At 39.5% G+C, this 18,086-nt stretch carries 16 protein-coding genes and 1 pseudogene; 2 read left to right on the top strand and 15 right to left on the bottom strand.

Annotation, left to right across the window (positions count from 1 at the left end; genetic code table 11):
- Nucleotides 1-206: 206 nt before the first annotated feature.
- The 13 genes from STYK_RS03645 to rpsU form a co-directional block, all read right to left on the bottom strand.
- Entirely contained in the window at nt 207-1,511 is a 1,305-nt protein-coding gene (locus STYK_RS03645) for an RsmF rRNA methyltransferase first C-terminal domain-containing protein (RefSeq protein WP_261805259.1), read from the bottom strand.
- Nucleotides 1,512-2,285, bottom strand: a complete 774-nt coding sequence (locus STYK_RS03640; RefSeq protein WP_173233339.1) for an inositol monophosphatase family protein — start codon at nt 2,283-2,285, stop codon at nt 1,512-1,514. It abuts the gene before it with no gap.
- A complete protein-coding gene (locus tag STYK_RS03635; RefSeq protein WP_001041974.1) occupies nt 2,275-2,553 on the bottom strand; it encodes a UPF0223 family protein in 279 nt (92 codons plus the stop codon). The genes STYK_RS03640 and STYK_RS03635 overlap by 11 nt, the downstream gene beginning before the upstream one ends.
- Nucleotides 2,553-2,954 (bottom strand): Spx/MgsR family RNA polymerase-binding regulatory protein, encoded by a 402-nt coding sequence (locus STYK_RS03630; RefSeq protein ID WP_000631254.1) that lies wholly within the window; start codon nt 2,952-2,954, stop codon nt 2,553-2,555. The genes STYK_RS03635 and STYK_RS03630 overlap by 1 nt, the downstream gene beginning before the upstream one ends.
- A 211-nt stretch (nt 2,955-3,165) precedes the next feature.
- Nucleotides 3,166-3,783, bottom strand: coding sequence for a TIGR01906 family membrane protein (locus STYK_RS03625; protein ID WP_261023695.1), 618 nt, complete (start codon nt 3,781-3,783; stop codon nt 3,166-3,168).
- A complete protein-coding gene (locus STYK_RS03620) occupies nt 3,773-4,546 on the bottom strand; it encodes a TIGR01457 family HAD-type hydrolase (RefSeq protein ID WP_261023696.1) in 774 nt (257 codons plus the stop codon). The genes STYK_RS03625 and STYK_RS03620 overlap by 11 nt, the downstream gene beginning before the upstream one ends.
- Nucleotides 4,547-4,554: 8 nt before the next feature.
- On the bottom strand, nt 4,555-5,292 hold the full coding sequence (locus STYK_RS03615; RefSeq protein ID WP_261023697.1) for an acyl-[acyl-carrier-protein] thioesterase: 738 nt from the start codon (nt 5,290-5,292) through the stop codon (nt 4,555-4,557).
- 4 nt (nt 5,293-5,296) lie between these two features.
- Complete coding sequence (gene hemW, locus STYK_RS03610; protein WP_261805258.1) at nt 5,297-6,427, bottom strand: radical SAM family heme chaperone HemW; 1,131 nt, start codon at nt 6,425-6,427, stop codon at nt 5,297-5,299.
- An 83-nt stretch (nt 6,428-6,510) separates the two neighbouring features.
- Entirely contained in the window at nt 6,511-6,900 is a 390-nt protein-coding gene (locus tag STYK_RS03605) for a YtxH domain-containing protein (RefSeq protein WP_000517381.1), read from the bottom strand.
- A gap of 15 nt (nt 6,901-6,915) precedes the next feature.
- Nucleotides 6,916-7,299 (bottom strand): DUF948 domain-containing protein, encoded by a 384-nt coding sequence (locus STYK_RS03600; RefSeq protein ID WP_050242113.1) that lies wholly within the window; start codon nt 7,297-7,299, stop codon nt 6,916-6,918.
- Complete coding sequence (gene lgt, locus STYK_RS03595) at nt 7,300-8,088, bottom strand: prolipoprotein diacylglyceryl transferase (protein ID WP_261805257.1); 789 nt, start codon at nt 8,086-8,088, stop codon at nt 7,300-7,302.
- On the bottom strand, nt 8,081-9,016 hold the full coding sequence (hprK, locus tag STYK_RS03590) for an HPr(Ser) kinase/phosphatase (protein ID WP_173228973.1): 936 nt from the start codon (nt 9,014-9,016) through the stop codon (nt 8,081-8,083). Before hprK ends, lgt begins: the two co-directional genes overlap by 8 nt.
- A 130-nt stretch (nt 9,017-9,146) precedes the next feature.
- Nucleotides 9,147-9,323 (bottom strand): 30S ribosomal protein S21, encoded by a 177-nt coding sequence (gene rpsU / locus STYK_RS03585; protein WP_000048054.1) that lies wholly within the window; start codon nt 9,321-9,323, stop codon nt 9,147-9,149.
- A 120-nt stretch (nt 9,324-9,443) separates the two neighbouring features.
- Here rpsU and STYK_RS10275 point away from each other — a divergent pair.
- Nucleotides 9,444-9,562: pseudogene (locus tag STYK_RS10275) on the top strand (IS630 family transposase); the annotation flags it as partial.
- A gap of 249 nt (nt 9,563-9,811) precedes the next feature.
- Here the strand turns inward: STYK_RS10275 and STYK_RS03575 are convergent.
- Both STYK_RS03575 and STYK_RS03570 read right to left on the bottom strand, forming a co-directional pair.
- The gene (locus tag STYK_RS03575; protein WP_261805256.1) at nt 9,812-15,664 is read right to left on the bottom strand and encodes a YSIRK-type signal peptide-containing protein; all 5,853 of its coding nucleotides are present in this window, start codon (nt 15,662-15,664) and stop codon (nt 9,812-9,814) included.
- 470 nt (nt 15,665-16,134) lie between these two features.
- Entirely contained in the window at nt 16,135-16,842 is a 708-nt protein-coding gene (locus tag STYK_RS03570) for a glucosamine-6-phosphate deaminase (protein WP_261805255.1), read from the bottom strand.
- A 150-nt stretch (nt 16,843-16,992) separates the two neighbouring features.
- Between STYK_RS03570 and queA the strand changes: the two genes are divergently transcribed.
- Nucleotides 16,993-18,021 (top strand): tRNA preQ1(34) S-adenosylmethionine ribosyltransferase-isomerase QueA, encoded by a 1,029-nt coding sequence (gene queA, locus STYK_RS03565; protein WP_001090137.1) that lies wholly within the window; start codon nt 16,993-16,995, stop codon nt 18,019-18,021.
- Nucleotides 18,022-18,086 lie beyond the last annotated feature (65 nt).

Genomic DNA, 18,086 nt, shown 5'->3' with positions numbered 1-18,086 from the left:
AAATAATGGTGAATGCTGTGAATTTTTTCAACTATTTTTTTATGTTTTTCTTTTTTAAAATTGAGAGCAAACTGAAGTTGATAGCTTAATTTTACTAGAAATTTGCTCACTTGCCGTCTCCACCAATTTTGACTTAAAATGAAAGACAATTTGAAAAAAATTCATACTTCCACTATAACATAGACAAGCTACTTTGACTAGCATTTTCACTTGAATCTGAGGCCTTTTGGAAAATAATTTTTCAAAACATTTCCAGTCACCTTAGCAAAGCCCAAACCATTGCCTTGAACCAAAACTTGGTACCAACCATTTGGCAGACTTTCCGCCAGCTGAACAGTTTCTCCAGCGGCATACTTTACAAACGATTCTTGGTCAATTTCAACCGACTGCTTGACCTGACTCGGTTTCAAGGCTAGACCAAGAGCAAAACTAGGCTCAAAGCGTTTCTTCTTAAAAGTGCCCAGATGCAGGCCATTCCGAGCAATCTTGAGTTTCCCTAAATCTGGCAAAAGTTCTGGCAGGAGATAGAGTTGGTCACCAAAAGTCTGCAAGATACCCGGTAGATTAACTATCAAGTGGTTTTGGGCAAATTCCTGCCACAAGACAACTTGTTCTCGGCTGAGATTGCTCTTACTTGCCTTAAATTTAGGAGCTGGATTGTCACCCTTAAACTGTAGATGAGCTACAAACTGCCCCTCTCCCTTAAAATGATGTGGGTACATACGAGCCGTTTCTGGCAGGTCAATACCAGCTACCATTCCATTGATATGATCAACTGGTAACAAGTCAAAATCATACTCTTCCAGCAACCAATTGACGATCTCTTCGTTTTCCTCGGGTGCCCAGGTACAGGTCGAATAAACCAGACGACCACCTTCAGCTAGCATGGTTACCGCATCCTCTAGAATTTCTCTTTGCAAGCTAGCACATTGGCTCGGATAATCAAGGCTCCAATAGTCCATAGCATCTGGTTGCTTACGGAACATCCCTTCCCCTGAGCAAGGGGCATCTAGGACAATGAGGTCAAAATAGCCTTTAAAGACCTTGGACAAACGGTCAGCAGATTCATTGGTCACCACGACATTTGTCGCTCCAAAGCGCTCCATGTTTTCTACTAAAATCTTAGCCCGTTTGCTTGAAATTTCATTGGAAACAAGAAGCCCTTCCCCTGCTAGATAGGCTGCTAATTGAGTTGATTTACCACCCGGTGCAGCGGCCAAATCCAAAACCTTCATTCCAGGACTAGGCTGGGCTACCTGAGCCACCATTTGAGCAGCGGGTTCTTGCGAATATACTAAACCTGTAGCATGCTCAGGCGATTTACCTGAAACCTTCCCATAGTGTCCCCAAGGGGTTTGAGGAATGGCATCAGAAAAGGAAAGTTGCTCTTCTTTTAAGGGATTGACCCGAAAGGCCGAAACCGCTTCCTCCTCAAAAGAGGCAAGAAAATCTCTTGCCTCATCTCCTAGTATCTCTTCATATTTTTCAACAAATCCTTCTGGAAATTGCATTTAAGTTCTTTTCCTTTCGTAAATATAGGACTGAATTTCCTCCTGCATCTCAAGAGGTAGCATCATGACCGGTTGTCTGGTTTGAAAATCAGGAGCTTCACCAGAAAGAGTCACAACCTCATAGCCCAGACTTTCCCCTAAAATACTAGCCGCAGCATAATCCCATGGTTGCAGATAAGTGACATAGGTCAACAAACGCCCTGATAAAATCTTGGCAAAACTAATGGCCGCACTCCCATAGACACGTACACCTAGTACGGCTCGACTCAAATCAGCCAGTCCCCATTCATTGGTTTCTAGCATACCACTATTTCCTGCAATGAGAAAATCTCCAAGGGGTTTTGCTTTAAAGGGAGCTAGGGGCTTATTATTTAGATAAACTGGAAAGGTACCACCACCGTGATAACAATCCCCTTTGACCACATCATAAATCAGTCCAAACTGCCCCTGACCATTTTCAAAATAAGCCATCATAACAGCAAAATCTTCCTGCTGGGCGACAAAATTATTGGTCCCATCAATGGGATCAATAACCCAAACCTTGCCCTCTTGAACCGAAGCACGCAAACAGCCCTCCTCAGCACAAATCTTATCCTCAGGATAACGAGACAAAATCTCACCAACCAATAGCTCCTGAACTTCCTTGTCCAGTCTGGTCACCAAATCTGTTGGAGAGGACTTGATCTCAACACACAAGTCTTCCTGCATGTGGTCAAGGATGTACTGGCCTGCTTTCTTGACAAGCTCTTTGGCAAATTCAAACTTACTTTCCAAGAGAAATCTTTCCTTCCCCTTTTTCCTTGGCAGCCTGTACTGCTCGGTAAAGCGAATAGCCACTGACCGTTTCAAATTCTCGCCCCAAACGTTTCTCTTCGCTCTTGCTTGGCACGACCGCCTTGAATCCCTTATAGGAGTCCAGTAACTTTTTAGCCTCTACCTTGCCCTCATAGGCAGCTTCAACATCATTAAAAAAAGAAAGCACTGAAGCAAGTTCTTCAGTGCTCCACGACAAATCTAGTGGGTAACTATACTGTTTGTTCATTAACTAATACCAGCTCTCATTCTTGCTTCTTTTAGTTCTTGCTTACGATAACTACGAGGGAGAAAAGCACGAATCTCATCTTCATTAAAACCAATCTGCATGCGTTTAGCATCAATAATAATTGGACGACGCAAAAGACTTGGATACTGCTCAATCAAATGAAGCAATTCCGATACCGAAATACTTTCTACATCAATATCTAATTTTTGAAAAATTTTTGAACGAGTTGAAATGATGTCATCAGTACCATTTTCGGTCAAGGAAAGAATGTGTTGCAATTCTTTTCTTGTTAAGGGACTGGTCATAATATTGTGTTCCTCAAAGGGCACCTTATGTTTTTCTAACCAGGCCTTTGCCTTACGACATGAAGTACAGCTCGGTGATAGAAATAGTGTAATCATGCTTTTCTCTTCTTATCTATACTTTGCTAATTCTATTATACAAAAAAATAAAGCGCTTGACTAGAGATTTTTAGAAAAAAAGCCTATTTTTTCAAGAAAAATAGACTGTTTGCGAACGATTGAGGTAAGGTAGATTTAGTTAATTCACTCTTGACAATAGTTTCGAATCACACACCTAACTTATTTACTCAAAATAAGAACATCTTTAGTATTATTTCCTACGACTTTTCAGGTACAGAAAAACAAAGAAGCTTTCATAGAGGGCAAAAAAGAGAAGGAAGGCATGAAGGAAGAAGGTCTCTGGCAAAATCAGAATCACTGGATCCTTGGCTGGATCAAAAAGCCAGGTATCATCTCCCACAAAGAGAATTTGATGGAACAGAGTAAAGAATTGGTCAAAACCAATCAACACTCCCCCAAGACCAATCAGCAAAGGCAAAACTACTAGAGCTAGGAGACTTTTACAAAAGAGAGACAAGAAGCCTTTTTTCACAATCTTATTGGCAAAGAAATAGAAGCTTGGTAGTGTCACTAGAGCTACTAGCTGCACCAAGTGAAAGAGATTCTTGACCACCGCAAAGTGGTGCAGACCAGCTGCTGACGAACGAAAATCTGGCATCTGCAAGACCTGACTAAAAGGATTGGTCAGGTAATTCATCAAAATATGAAAGTTGTACTGAATAGTTTCTGGTTTTAGATAAACTCGATCCGTCAAGTTCAGCCACTCAATCTCCAAAGGATAAAAAATCCAAGCCAAATAAATGGTCAAAAGGATTGAGAGGGAGAGGAAAAAGAGCATAGAGCTCCAAAAGGTCAGTTTAGTTTTCATCAAAGTTCCACTCCGCAAGGCTAGAAACCACATGAGTCGGTGCGATTGGTAGGTCTGCTACTTCTTCTGCCTTGGTAAAACCTGTCGTCACCAAGAGCGTTGGAATGCCATTATCAATCCCAGCTCGAATATCAGTCAAGTAATTGTCCCCAACCATGATTAATTCTTCACGTTCCAAACCTAAGTGCTCAACCGCCTTGTCCATAATGATGGCATTTGGTTTCCCTATATAAACAGGCTTCACTCGTGTTGCCACTTCAAGAAGGGTAATCAGTGAACCCGCACCAGGCAAAAGACCGCGTTCTGTCGGGATGTTGAGGTCAGGATTGGTTCCGATAAAGTGAGCACCCTTTTGAATAGCTAGAGTTGCTGTCGCAAATTTTTCATAGTCAACTTGCCAGTCCAGACCTACTACCACATAGGCAGGATTTTCCTTGTCTTCCACATAACCAGCCGCCTTGATGGCTTCCTTGAGCCCGGCTTCTCCGATGACATAGACGGTCTTTTCAAGATCCAAGTCATTCATATAGTCGATAGTCGCCAAAGTCGCTGTGTAGACAGTCGATAGAGGCGTATCAATATTAAAATTCTGAGCCAACATCTCCTGAACACTCTCTGGAGTGCGAGTTGTATTGTTGGTCACAAAAAGATAGGGGATATCCCGCTTTTGCAATTCATGGACAAAAGCTTCTCCTGCTGGGATTCGATCTTTCCCCTTATAAATGGTTCCGTCTAAATCAATTAAATAGCCTTTATATTTCATATTTTTCTCTAATCCTTCTTCATTTCTTGCCAAGTGATGATAGCTTGGGCATTGGTAGCCCCGTCGCTTGTAATCTCATGTTTGCTTTCCAGTCCAGTCCGTTCAACAGCCGATGTAATCACCCCACCTGGTCGAACTTCCTTGACATACTTGAGGTTGATTTTCTTGGGAATATATTGGGTCAAAAAGTCCGCTCCCATGACCTCAAAAATCCAGTCCAGATACTTACTGTTATTGACATGACCATTCATATCCAAGTCGTAAAAACGAACATGGTAATCCTTGCTGATTGGCTCTTCTAGATTTGCATACTTTGGACCGCGGATAAGCTTTTTATCAAAATCAGACTGGTAAGGAGCTACAATCTCAGGTTCGACAGCATGAACTTTTCGACTATCTCGGTCCATCAGAACAAAGGTCGCCATCATGTGGATAAGGTCCTGTCCCGCTTCATCATAAATGGTAAAGCGACGGTAGCAAAAAAGTCGATTGTAGCTCAAAGCTTCCGTTTCAATGGTGATTTCTTCCGCAAAACGAGGCAAACGAACCACCTCAATTTCGTATTCTGTGATAATCCAGACCAGATTATAGTCTTCCAAAATAGTCTTATCACTAACTCCCAACTCAATAGACTGCATCCCTGAAACTTGCAAGGATAGCAAAATCACATCTGGAAGCTTGATATGACCGTTCATATCAGCCATATCAAAAGGAATTTTCATGTTCATTTGATAAATTAAGCCCATCATTCTACTCCAAAATAAATCGTTCTGCTATGGTGTCTCCTAAAAAGAGACCTCTTTTTGTCATGCGCACGCGATCACCGTCTATTTGCATGAGACCTTGTTGAACCAAATCTCTGACGATTTCTCCATAAAGTCCATCGAAAGACCGTCCAAATTTTTCTTCAAATCGCGCCATAGAGACCCCTGATTTCTTGCGGAGACCTAGGAACATTTCTTCTTCCATTTGCTCCTTTTGACTCAGGTGCTCTTCTGTAATACGAGCATTGCCTTCCTCAACTGCACTGAGATAATGACGAATCGGACCATGATTTTTATAGCGCACTCCGTTGACATAACCAGATGCCCCAGCACCGATGCCATAGTATTCAGCATTGTCCCAGTACATGAGATTGTGGCGACTTTCAAAACCGGGTTTGGAGAAATTGGAAATCTCATAATGTTCAAAACCAGCTCGCTCTAGCTCTGCGATGATGTACTCAAACATCTCAGCTTCCAGTTCCTCCTTAGGCAGAGGCAATTTCCCTCGTCGCATACGGTTCATAAAAACCGTATGGTTTTCTAAAATCAAGCTATACAAACTCATATGGGGAATATCAAGTCCAATGGCCTTAGCCACATTTTCCTTAACTTGCTCCATGGTCTGACCAGGCAGTGCATAGATCAAATCGATGGAGATATTGTCAAAACCAGCCAGTTTCAGACGATCGATATTTTCATAAATATCCTTCTCCAAATGACTGCGCCCAATCTTTTTCAGCATCTTATCATCAAAGGTCTGCACACCTAGCGAAACACGATTGACAGCCGAGTTTTTCAAAACAGCTATCTTGTCTGCATCCAAGTCGCCTGGATTAGCTTCAATGGTCAACTCCTCTAAGACAGACAAGTCCAAGTTTTTAATCAAGCCCTTCAATAACACCTCCAGTTGAGAAGCTGACAAAGCTGTCGGTGTGCCACCACCGATATAGAGGGTTCTCAACTTTTGAATATCATAAGATTGAAACTCTTCTAACAGATGTTCCAAATAACTATCTACCGGCTGATTCTTGATAAAAACTTTTGAAAAGTCACAATAATAACAAATCTGGGTACAAAATGGGATGTGCACATAGGCTGACGTCGGTTTTTTCTGCATAGTACTTATTATACCACAAAGACAGGCTAGGAGAAAAAAATCACCATCCCCAGATACATAGTCCGTCCAGAGATGGTGATGGTTTATTCTTCTGTTATGTCAATAACAATCTCTTCTGATTCATCAAGAGTTTCGGCCTTTTCTTGCCATTGCTCCTTGAGATTATTGAAGCGATCTTTTGATGCTTCTGTCGCTTGACGAGCACATGATTTGGCTTGAGCAAGGACACTGTCCACAGTGATTTCACCTGACTCAACCTGTTCTTTAGTTTTAAGAACAAAATCTGTAGCCTGCTCCTTGACTTCTGTCAGTTTTTCACAGACCTGCTCCTTGGCATACTCCGGATCTTCTCTCAAATCATCTAGAAAATCTTGAGCCTGACTGCAAACTTGTTTGCCCTTGTCGCTTGTTAAAAACAAGGCAAGAGCTGCACCTGAAACGGTTCCTAAAAGGATTGAGGATAGTTTACCCATAAGAATTCTCCTTTTTTACTTTTTTAAAAATTTACTTGCAAGACGAAGAGCTGACAAACTTGCACCAGTCTTGAGTGTTTTTGAACCAGCTGAGGAAGCTTTCTTGCTCAAGACACGCGCATGGTCATTAAGATCTGAAACAGATAGAGATAAATCTGCAACAGCACTAAAGAGTGGATCAATCGTTGCCACCTTGACATTGATATCATCTGCCAAGACATTGACCTTAGCCAGCAATTCATTGGTATGATGCAAGGTCACATCCACATCTGAAGTCAAGGTTTTAATCGTCTTCTCTGTTTCATCGATAACACGGCCAAGCTTTTGTACAGTAATGATTAGATAGACCAAAAAGACAATCAAAGCAAGGGCTACAAGAATATATGCGACTTCTAACATTTAGTTTTCCTCCTCCGTAATATAGTAAGGGGCCTTCTTTCGATTTTGGTAAAGAATGATAAAAATACCCAGTCCGATAAGGACAACTGATAGCCATTGCGATACCCGAAGGCCAAAGAACATGAGACTATCTGTTCGCATACCTTCAATAACCATACGACCGAAACCATACCAAATCAAGTAGAAAGCAGTGATATGACCTCGTCTGAGACTCTTCCATTTTCTTCTGAATATCAAAATCAAGGCAAAGCCAAGCAGATTCCATAGAGACTCATAAAGGAAAGTCGGTTGACGGTAGCTCCCCTCAATATACATCTGGTCACGGATAAAGGCAGGTAGATAATTCAGATTATCCACTGCTGCACCATAAGCTTCTTGGTTAAAGAAATTGCCCCAGCGACCCAAACTTTGGGCAATCATAACGCTAGGCGCTGCAATATCTAGGAAATCCCAAGTATTGATGAGTTTACGATCAGCAAAAATATACAGAACAAGAGCCCCAGTTATCAAACCACCGTAAATGGCCAAACCACCATTCCAAATGGCAAAAATTTCTCCTACATTCTGACTATAGTAATCAAAACGGAAAATGACATAGTAGAGACGAGCTCCTAAAATAGCCAAGGGAAAGGCTACTAAGATAAAATCTAAAATATCGTCTGGTATGATCTTCTTTCTAGGCGCTTCTTTCATGGTCAAATAAACCGCAAGAATTAAGCCTGTCACAATACACAAGGCATACCAACGAATGGCTAGGGGTCCTAGTTGAATAGCAATTGGATCAAGCATTTTGCACCTCATTTCGAGCGATGAGATTTGTCAAGCGTTCTTCGAACAAACGAGTCGCATCAAAGCCCATTTCCTTTGCACGATAATTCATGGCAGCAGCCTCAATCACGACAGAGATATTACGACCTGTTTTAACTGGAATACGAATACGAGGAATGGCTACGCCAGAAATTTCAAGTTCCTCTGCATTGTTTCCCAGACGATCAAAGGTCTTATGCGTATCGTAATTTTCCAAATAGACAGCAAGCTGAACCTGTGAAGAATCCTTGACAGCACTGGCACCGTAGAGGCTCATGACATCAATAATCCCAACCCCACGAATTTCAATCAAGTGTTTCAAAATTTCAGCTGGTTCACCCCAGAGAGTAATCTCGTCCTTGGCAAAGATATCGACCCGGTCATCAGCTACCAAACGGTGACCACGTTTGACAAGCTCCAGACCTGTCTCACTCTTACCGATTCCACTATCTCCCTGAATCAATACACCCATCCCATAGATATCCATCAAGACACCGTGCACACTAGTCCGTTCTGCCAAACGAGAATCCAGATAACTAGATAACTCTCCAGATAAACGACTGGTTGCCGTACGGCTGGTTAAAATAGCAATCTTACATTCTCTAGCAGCCTTTAACATCTCCTCAGGAACCACCAAACCACGGGCAACAATGACCGCAGGTGTCTCAGGTAGAAACATTTTTTTCAAAACTTCATAACGGCTATTAGAAGGCATGCTGATCAGATAAGACCACTCCTTCATTCCCAAAAGTTGAATCCGCTCTGGCGTATAGTAGTCAAAGTAGCCTGTCATTTCAAGACCAGGTCGCGTAATATCTGCTATATTGATTTCCTTTTCAAGCAATTCTGGTTCGCCATAGACAATGTCTAGTCTGAGCTTTTCAATCACTTCTTTTACTAAAACCGACATCATTTCCTCCTTCAATCGAGTTCTTTTTACTATTATATCAAATTGTAAGAGGATATTTGAGATTTTTGCAGGCTTTGGAGTATTTATTTAAAAGAAAAAGGACTAGATTTCTCTAGCCTTTCATTTCTAATTAGAATTTTTTACGTTTACGAGCTGCTTCTGATTTACGTTTACGTTTTACAGAAGGTTTTTCATAGAATTCACGTTTGCGTGTTTCTTGAAGAGTACCAGCTTTAGTAACCGCACGTTTGAAACGACGAAGTGCGTCGTCAAGAGATTCATTCTTACGTACTACTGTTTTAGACATTTTTTTCACTCCCTTCAAGTTCAATATCTATTTTATTCTACACGTAAAAGGAATAATTGTCAAGCAAAAATGCGATTTAATTTTGATTTTTTCTGCCATTTATACAAGAGTTGAAAGCGCTTAGCACCTGTTTATATTGATGAAACAGGATTCAGTACTTATTTTTATCGAGAATATGGTCACTCATTAAAGGGATAGATCATATGTCTAAAAGAAGATATCAGAGGATTTCTTTGGTTGTAGCGCCTTCCTACTAGGAGAATTCTTATGAGAGGTACTTGTTTAAGCTTTGAAAATCGGACTTATACTCTTCGAAAATCTCTTCAAACCACGTCAGCTTCGCCTTGCCGTAGGTATATGTTACTGACTTCGTCAGTTCTATCTGTAACCTCAAAACACTGTTTTGAGTAGCCTGTGGCTAGCTTCCTAGTTTGCTATTTGATTTTCATTGAGTATTATCATCTGATGTTTATCAAACAATCTACCAATTAAGCTTCTTCGTCTTCTTTACGACGACGGCCTGCAAGGCCAAGACCAAGTAATGCACTTGCGACCGCTACTACCATAGATACTACAGAATCTACTGTACCTGTGTTTGGCAATTCTTTAGCCACTGTACGTGTATTTGCTTGTGCTGATGCTGTTTGACTAGCATTTGCTGATGCTTGAGTTGTAGCTGGAGCTACAGCTGGTGTTTGAGCAGCTTGATCCTTAGCTGGGCTTGTATGATCAGTTGATAGAGCAACTTTCGCCATGAAGTCTTCGATACGTTTAATCATTGCATCCACTTCTGCTTGACTTGCGTCTGCATTAGCAAATACTTTCTTAGCATCTGCTGATAATGCATTCGCTTCTTTTGCAGTTTCTGCATCAAGTTTAGCTGATTCTCGGATGATTAGTTCATCTAATTGACGAATAGCGCCTTCTAACTTCGCTTTATCCACTTTTGCAGCAGTGTTAGTTGATCCGTTATTTCTACCATAATCTGGAAGAGAAGTTTCTGGTTTAGACTCCCCACTTTGTGAAGCAACAACTCTAACCGGTACTTTTACAGTTATTTCTTTTCCATCTGCTAATCTTAAAGTTACTTTAGCAAACTTGTCTCCTAATGTATTTGTATCCGGTAAATCTATGCTAATGACCGTAACATTCTCTGGTAAGTTTAGTTTAGCAATGACATCAGCTTGACGAATCGCTTTTCCACGTTCAACTGTTACTACTCCAGTAATAGATGATTGGATGAATGCTTCAAGGTCAAAAGATGGTCGTTCATAAACTAATGAATCTTGATCTATTTGGTATAGGAATGTACGTAAAGCTTTATCGATTTCTGTTTGTTTTTTAGACTTATCGATTTCCTCTAATGCTTTTTCCTTTAATCTGTCAACTCTGTCAATTGCTTTTTCTTTTTCTTGAACAGAAAGTTTTTTATCTGCTTTAATGCTAGCAATTTTTTCATTTGCTATCGTTTCAACTACTTCTCTAGCTTCTACAGCATCTAACAATGATTTTTTCGCATTTTCTAAAGAATCTTTTGCCTTAACCACAATTTCTAAAGCTTTGTTAACTTCAATTTGTGAAGCATTTTTATTATCGATAACTTTTTTTATTTCTTTTAAAAGTTTTTCTGATTCTTCTTTTACTTTTTTATATTCGTCAATTGTTGCTTTAGTTTTCCCGTTTGTTGGATCTTCTGAGATTAACTCATTTAATACGTCATTATTATTCGTTAGTTGTGCTTTGTCTGTCGCTGCTCCGTCTAATGCGTTCTTCGCTGTTTCGACTTTATCTTTTTCTCCGTCAATTTCAGCTTGCGTTACATTCGCTTTGTTCAAGACTTCTTGTGCTTTTGTAATCGCTTGGTCGTATGCATCTTTTTTACCTTGCTCTGCATTGTAGTATTTCGCGTTTGTAGCTTTATTGGCTGCTTCATTTACTAGTGTTTGAAGTTCATCTTTATTTGTCTCAGTTCCATCTAATGCGTTCTTCGCTGTTTCTACTTTGACTTTTTCTGCGTTAATTTCAGCTTGCGTTACATTCGCTTTGTTCAAGACTTCTTGTGCTTTTGTAATCGCTTGGTCGTATGCATCTTTTTTACCTTGCTCTGCATTGTAGTATTTCGCGTTTGTAGCTTTATTGGCTGCTTCATTTACTAGTGTTTGAAGTTCGTCTTTATTTGTCTCAGTTCCATCTAATGCGTTCTTCGCTGTTTCTACTTTGACTTTTTCTGCGTTAATTTCAGCTTGCGTTACATTCGCTTTGTTCAAGACTTCTTGTGCTTTTGTAATCGCTTGGTCGTATGCATCTTTTTTACCTTGCTCTGCATTGTAGTATTTCGCGTTTGTAGCTTTATTGGCTGCTTCATTTACTAGTGTTTGAAGTTCGTCTTTATTTGTCTCAGTTCCATCTAATGCGTTCTTCGCTGTTTCTACTTTGACTTTTTCTGCGTTAATTTCAGCTTGCGTTACATTCGCTTTGTTCAAGACTTCTTGTGCTTTTGTAATCGCTTGGTCGTATGCATCTTTTTTACCTTGCTCTGCATTGTAGTATTTCGCGTTTGTAGCTTTATTGGCTGCTTCATTTACTAGTGTTTGAAGTTCGTCTTTATTTGTCTCAGTTCCATCTAATGCGTTCTTCGCTGTTTCTACTTTGACTTTTTCTGCGTTAATTTCAGCTTGCGTTACATTCGCTTTGTTCAAGACTTCTTGTGCTTTTGTAATCGCTTGGTCGTATGCATCTTTTTTACCTTGCTCTGCATTGTAGTATTTCGCGTTTGTAGCTTTATTGGCTGCTTCATTTACTAGTGTTTGAAGTTCGTCTTTATTTGTCTCAGTTCCATCTAATGCGTTCTTCGCTGTTTCTACTTTGACTTTTTCTGCGTTAATTTCAGCTTGCGTTACATTCGCTTTGTTCAAGACTTCTTGTGCTTTTGTAATCGCTTGGTCGTATGCATCTTTTTTACCTTGCTCTGCATTGTAGTATTTCGCGTTTGTAGCTTTATTGGCTGCTTCATTTACTAGTGTTTGAAGTTCGTCTTTATTTGTCTCAGTTCCATCTAATGCGTTCTTCGCTGTTTCTACTTTGACTTTTTCTGCGTTAATTTCAGCTTGCGTTACATTCGCTTTGTTCAAGACTTCTTGTGCTTTTGTAATCGCTTGGTCGTATGCATCTTTTTTACCTTGCTCTGCATTGTAGTATTTCGCGTTTGTAGCTTTATTGGCTGCTTCATTTACTAGTGTTTGAAGTTCGTCTTTATTTGTCTCAGTTCCATCTAATGCGTTCTTCGCTGTTTCTACTTTGACTTTTTCTGCGTTAATTTCAGCTTGCGTTACATTCGCTTTGTTCAAGACTTCTTGTGCTTTTGTAATCGCTTGGTCGTATGCATCTTTTTTACCTTGCTCTGCATTGTAGTATTTCGCGTTTGTAGCTTTATTGGCTGCTTCATTTACTAGTGTTTGAAGTTCGTCTTTATTTGTCTCAGTTCCATCTAATGCGTTCTTCGCTGTTTCTACTTTGACTTTTTCTGCGTTAATTTCAGCTTGCGTTACATTCGCTTTGTTCAAGACTTCTTGTGCTTTTGTAATCGCTTGGTCGTATGCATCTTTTTTACCTTGCTCTGCATTGTAGTATTTCGCGTTTGTAGCTTTATTGGCTGCTTCATTTACTAGTGTTTGAAGTTCGTCTTTATTTGTCTCAGTTCCATTTAATGCTGCTTTAGCTTCTGTGATCGCTCTTAAGGCGGCATTTACTTGGGCTTGCGTCGCATTTGGATCTTTTATTACAATATTTCCCTTCGTAATCGCTGAATCATATGCATCCCTTTTCGTTTTGTCTGTATTATAATATTTAAAGTTTCCTTTAACAGCAGATTCTTCTCTTACTACTTTTTCTAACTCTGTTTTGTTTCCTTTATCAACTAACAATCCTGCAGCTGTATCTAATTTTGTTTTTATTTCAGCTACCTTGCTTAATGCCGTATCAACCTCTGCTTTAGTTGCATTATTCCCTTTAGCTATAATATTAGATACTTCTGTTTTTATAGAATTAAAATCTTGTTCAAACTTTTTAAACTCTTTATTGTATTCATCAATACTATTTGGTGTTTTACCTCTTGTATCTGCTTTTTTCAATGCTTCAGAATCTGCTTTTAATTTAGCTTTTTCGTCTGCTGTGGCTGCTTCGATTAATCCATCTTCGGCTCGTTGTAAAGCTTTTTGTTTGGCATTAACTGTTTCTAAAGTATCTCTAACCTCTGCTACAGTTGCATTTTCATTATCAATAACTGTTTTTGCTGCTTCAATAGCTTTAATCGCTTCTTGTTTTGCTGCATTATAAGCAGTAGCACTATCTGCTGTTTTTCCAGGTGTTGGATCTGTTGCTGTTACTAAGGTACTTAACGCTTCTTTTGAATTTCTTAACTCTGTTTTATCAACTCTTAATGCCAATTGTTTCGATAAAGTTGACTCTAAAGCTTCTTTATATTCTGCTGTCTTCTTAACATCCGTACTCGTTACAAGTGTCTTAACTTTTTCTAATTCTGCTAAATACGCAGCTTTTGTTTCATTTGTCTTTCCATCTGTATCTGCCGATTCAGTTGCTTTTAACTTATTGTAAATTCTTTGTAAAAGATTTTTCGCTACATTACTTGTATCTTGAGCAATCGAAAAATCTATTCCCGTAACAGGTAATGAATATTTTTCATCCCATGCTTGATAACTCATACCGGTACGATTTTGATTTGCTAAAGAAATTCTAACTTTATAATGATCTGCACCTTTAGGTAATGCAATAGGCTTACTAGTAAATGTCCCAGCCGCTCCATTTGGTTTATTTCCAGGTTTTGCCATTAACTTTTCTGCTGCACTTTTTCCAATAAAATCTACACGTCGAGTATGATCTACTCCACTATCTATTGTAGTGCTATTTGGTGTATTAGAAATTTGAATTTTAGAGTTATTTTTTCCATCCGTTGCTTTTGTAACAATTTTTTGGGCATCATTTGCATCTTTTGAAGGATCAAAAGTTGTTTCATATACTAATTTCTCTTGATTTCCTGTAATACTATAGACTTGAACTTTATAGTTAGCTTTAAAACCATCACTATCTCCAAGATAACCAGGTTTAAACTTAACTACTACATCTGAACCATATAAAGTTGAATAAGCTGTAAATGTTTTTTCAATCCCGTTATATCCAGCAACATTCTTGGTAACTCCACTAGCTACTCTAGTTGGTTGATATGCACTACTATCCCAAGCTGCTTCATTTCGATTTTTTCTAGTTATACTCTTTGAAAGTAGTAAAGTGTACTCTGTTCTTCTATCCAATGCTTGTTCTTGCAACCAAACTGTATCATTAAGTGTTGAATTGATTGTTTCAAGAGGATACACATCTTCTTCAGTTTTTCTAGCAATGGCAAATTTACCACCATCTACTGCTTTCCAGCCTCCGAATTCATCAATTTCTTTTACAGCACCTTTTGCTACTTCCTTACTATCACCTAAACTATCCATATTTTGTGAAAGTTTTGTGTTATTTTCAACTGTAGAGTCTAACCCTTTTAGTTTCTCCACTAAAGTTCCTAAATCCGCATTCTCAGCTGGAGCTGTATAAGTTTGATTCGCAGCAGAATCTGTATCTGTTGTAGTTGTAGATGCATCTGTACGGAATGGATTATTGGTATCTAATGCTTTTCCATTACGTTCATCTTTAGAACCTGAGTTTGGAATAGAATTTGATTCTGTGGCTTTTTCAGTATTTGTTGCTTTAATACCCACAGTAGCTTTTCCATTTGTCGTATCAACTGCTGCTGCTTCTTTTTTCTCTTCTGGTTTTATCTTTAGCTGTGTAGTTGCTGTAACAAGCTTATTGTAGGCCCTAGTTAACTCTTCTTGTGTTTTTGCATTGTTTAATACAGATCTAGCTTCATCTAAGGCTGTTTTTAATTGATTCACACTATCTTCTGTTTTAGAAGCATATTTCCCGTTCGTAAATTTCCCATCAATATCTTCAATTAATTTTGTTAAGGCTGTTTTATTTAGAGTTTCTTTTGAGCTTCCTACCACATCTCCCTCTGGTTTATTCTCAACATTTGTAGCAGAAACTGAAGTATTAGTTTCTTCAGTAGACACACCTGTAGTAGATGAGTTACTCAATATAACAGGATCAGGAGTTTGTTTATTCTCATTCACACCCACTACATTTTGACTTTGTTCAGCCGCTTGTACATCTTCAACTGAACTAACCGCAAAAAAGACTGACCCTAATAAGACAGATGCAGCACCCATTGAAAATTTGCGAATGGAGAAACGTTGACGCTCATTAAATTTAAATTGTTTCATTGTTACCTTTCTTTTTATCTTATTCAAAATATCTCAAAAGCATATTGTACTCTAAGATTTTTAAAAATAAGAAGCGACCTCCTTATATCTTTCAGAAAGTAAGAAGCCTAGAACGATTTTATAATTTTATAACCTATTATATCAATCTTTATATCATTTGAGTATTAAAAACTCTTAAAAAGATTGATTATATACGAGAGGTAACTTCCACCATAGCGGAACTTAATCTGAAACGCTTTCAGATAAGGGGATTTTGTGCGCTCTTTTTTCGATTCCTTTCGGCTACAAAATCTATAAAATCAAGCATGATTAAAACCAGTAGAACTTACCCTGACACGGATTTCCACTGGTTTTTAGGATTTTTATCAGACTAACTTCCACTTGGATTAGCGGTGGAACTTAGTTTGGGAATTTACCATTTTTTCTTACATTTATACAAGAGTTGAAAGCGTTCAATAGAACATTGCTTTTTATTTTTCAAGTAAGCTGAGCGCTTCAGCATCCGCAATGATGGTCACATCAGGGTGGTTTTGCAAGCTACTTGCTGGTAGAGACTCAGTAACTGGGCCAGACACTGTTCCAGCAATGGCTTCTGCTTTTGATTCACCATAAGCAAAAAGAATAATAGACTTGGCATCCAAAATGTTTTTAATCCCCATTGAAATAGCTTGGGTTGGAACGTCTTCAATCTTGTCAAAGAAGCGCGCATTGGCTTCGATAGTAGACTGATCAAGTTCTACTAGATGTGTTTGACTGTCAAATGGAGTACCAGGTTCATTAAATCCGATATGTCCATTGCGACCGATTCCCAAGATTTGCAGGTCAACTGGATGGTCAGCCAAAATTTGGTTGTAGCGTTTAACTTCCGCTTCAGCATGATCCTTAACCCCACGAGGCAAGAAACTTTCTTTAAATGGTTTTTGGTTGAACAAGTTTTCTTGCATGAAGTGACGATAAGACTGAGGATTGTCGCCATCAAGGCCTACATACTCATCAAGGTTGACACTGGTTAGATTTGAAAAATCAAGGTCACTCTCAACAATATCCTTGTAAAATTCAAGTGGACTGCTTCCTGTCGCAAGTCCTAGAGTTTGAGCGCCGTTGTCCAATTTTTCCTTCAAAATCTCAAAAGCAACTTTTCCACCTTCGATTTGGTTTTCAACTTTAATGACTTTCATCTTTTCATCCTCCATTTCTATCTATATTTATTATATGGTATAGACCAATTTTTGTCAAGTGAAAACGATTTAATTTCTAAAAAAAGAGCGCCCACACTTGAAACATGTTATAATGGATAGGATTAGAACTTAGAAAGAATGAACAGATATATGAATACAGCTGATTTTGATTTCCACTTGCCCGAGGAATTGATTGCCCAAACACCCCTTGAAAAACGAGATGCCTCTAAACTCCTCATCGTCAACCGTGAGACGGGAGAAATGCAGGACAAACACTTCCACTCTATTATTGATATGCTGGAACCTGGTGATGCCCTTGTCATGAACGACACCCGCGTTCTCCCTGCCCGACTCTATGGTCAAAAGGAAGAAACTGGAGGTCATGTGGAACTACTCCTACTCAAAAACACTGCTGGCGATGAGTGGGAAGTTCTGGCTAAACCTGCCAAACGCCTCAAGGTCGGTACTCGTGTCAGCTTTGGTGATGGTCGCCTCAGCGCTGTCGTTACGGAAGAATTGACTCACGGAGGCCGCATTGTCCGCTTTGAATACCAAGGAATTTTCCTGGAGGTCTTGGAAAGTCTGGGAGAAATGCCATTACCACCTTATATTCACGAAAAATTGGATGACCGCGAACGCTATCAAACTGTTTACGCCAAGGAAAGTGGCTCTGCTGCTGCACCGACTGCTGGACTACACTTCACTAAAGAATTGCTGGCAGAAATCCAAGCTAAGGGTGTTCATCTAGTCTATCTGACTCTTCATGTCGGACTCGGAACCTTTAGACCTGTTTCAGTTGACAATCTGGACGAACACGAAATGCACTCAGAATTCTACCAACTTTCTGAGGAAGCAGCTGCCACCCTTCGCTCGGTTAAAGAAAATGGAGGTCGTGTCATCGCTGTCGGAACCACTTCTATTCGCACCTTGGAGACTATTGGTTCCAAGTTTGATGGGCAAATCCAAGCAGATTCTGGCTGGACCAATATCTTTATCAAACCTGGCTATGAATGGAAGGTTGTAGATGCCTTCTCAACCAACTTCCACCTGCCAAAATCAACTCTGGTCATGTTGGTTTCTGCCTTTGCAGGCCGCGAATTAGTCTTAGATGCCTACCACCATGCCATCCAAGAACACTACCGCTTCTTTAGTTTTGGCGATGCCATGTTTATCTACTAATTTTCACAATCAAAAAGCGCATATTATCAGGCACTAAAACCTTGATAGTATGCGCTTTTGTAATA

Origin of the sequence: Streptococcus toyakuensis (assembly GCF_024346585.1) — a bacterium.
Taxonomy (GTDB): domain Bacteria; phylum Bacillota; class Bacilli; order Lactobacillales; family Streptococcaceae; genus Streptococcus; species Streptococcus toyakuensis.
The sequence above is the reverse complement of the archived record's forward strand: the minus strand, read 5'-3'. Positions and strand labels throughout refer to the sequence as shown.